The organism is Psychrobacter immobilis, from assembly GCF_904846225.1.
GTDB classification, from domain to species: Bacteria; Pseudomonadota; Gammaproteobacteria; order Pseudomonadales; family Moraxellaceae; genus Psychrobacter; species Psychrobacter immobilis_F.
On record NZ_CAJGZJ010000055.1, the window covers coordinates 1 to 1,167 of the forward strand.

At 32.6% G+C, this 1,167-nt stretch carries 2 protein-coding genes; both read right to left on the minus strand.

Features of this window, described 5'->3' with window-relative positions:
- Positions 1-157: 157 nt before the first annotated feature.
- On the minus strand, positions 158-520 hold the full coding sequence (locus tag JMX48_RS13975) for a hypothetical protein (RefSeq protein WP_201538775.1): 363 nt from the start codon (positions 518-520) through the stop codon (positions 158-160).
- A 69-nt stretch (positions 521-589) separates the two neighbouring features.
- Positions 590-892 (minus strand): hypothetical protein, encoded by a 303-nt coding sequence (locus JMX48_RS13980; protein WP_201538776.1) that lies wholly within the window; start codon positions 890-892, stop codon positions 590-592.
- Positions 893-1,167: the final 275 nt, after the last annotated feature.

A 1,167-nucleotide genomic window follows, 5' to 3' on the forward strand; every position in this document is an offset into this window, starting at 1 on the left:
GGTATACCTATTTTTGTTTAAGCGTCAGAATCTATCTCCAATAATTTAAGATGGTGGTACTTCACCATAGATCGGCCAAATTAATGTTTTGATATTTTACAACAACCTGATTTTTGAATGATAAACACTTTCATAAGAAACTCATATTTTCTTATCTTTAATAAGCTCTACCATGACTTGTATACTTGCGTTGCACCAAATCAAATGCATACCAAAAGTCGTGCATAATTCTATTATCCGCATAAAACACTATTCTCAACTCATCATCAATTTCCGAAGTCCAACCATATATAATATTTATTATTTTATGATCGACTTCTACATAAGGAAACGGTATGACAAACATAAATTTACCCTTTTTGTCGTATGCTTTTGCCAAAAAAACTGTCTTAGTAGATAATCTTTCTTTACTGAAAACTAAAGAATAATTGAAATTATCAAGACATATAACATCACCATATTCATAGTCAATATCGAAATTACTTAGTAATAATGTTTTCTCAGGAGTGTTGAGTTCCATTTTTAGCTGCTCTATAACTTGAATGATAGTGGTCACGGCTGTCAGTTCGATGCCTGTATAGCGCACCGATCACAAATTGATAATAGCTAAAGCTCTTTCGTTTTCAGGTTCTAATGCTAGAAGCTTATTAGCATAATACTTCCTCCGCTCTATAGTCAAAACAACTTCAGGTGGTTCACCACACTCTAAAATAGCATTCAAAAGTAGAGTATTTTTCGAATTTAGCTCAAGAGCTTTAATAAAATAAAATAAAGCTGAAAATCTAGCGCCATTTACGTAAGCTAAATCAACTAGGCATAAATCACCTAATTGACTATACCAAAAAGAAGTATTTTTCCGCCTTGCAATCTCATCCAGAAGTATTATCAGCATTGTGAATAAAAAACGTTGCTATACCATCATAATTTTCATCTAATGTCATAATATAATTTAATATTTCATTATGCGGTAGGAAACGTGACAATTTATGCTTTTCCATCTTAATTTCCAGTAACTCCATTACAAGCAATAGCACTTGTAGTAAATAAAAATAATGACCAAAAGCTCACTGCATGTACACCATGAAGTACACTGCGACCATTTCATAAATTTGAAACCGTTGATAATTCTAGCCTACAGCCAAGGATTCAAGTCCTCACTAGGGTACC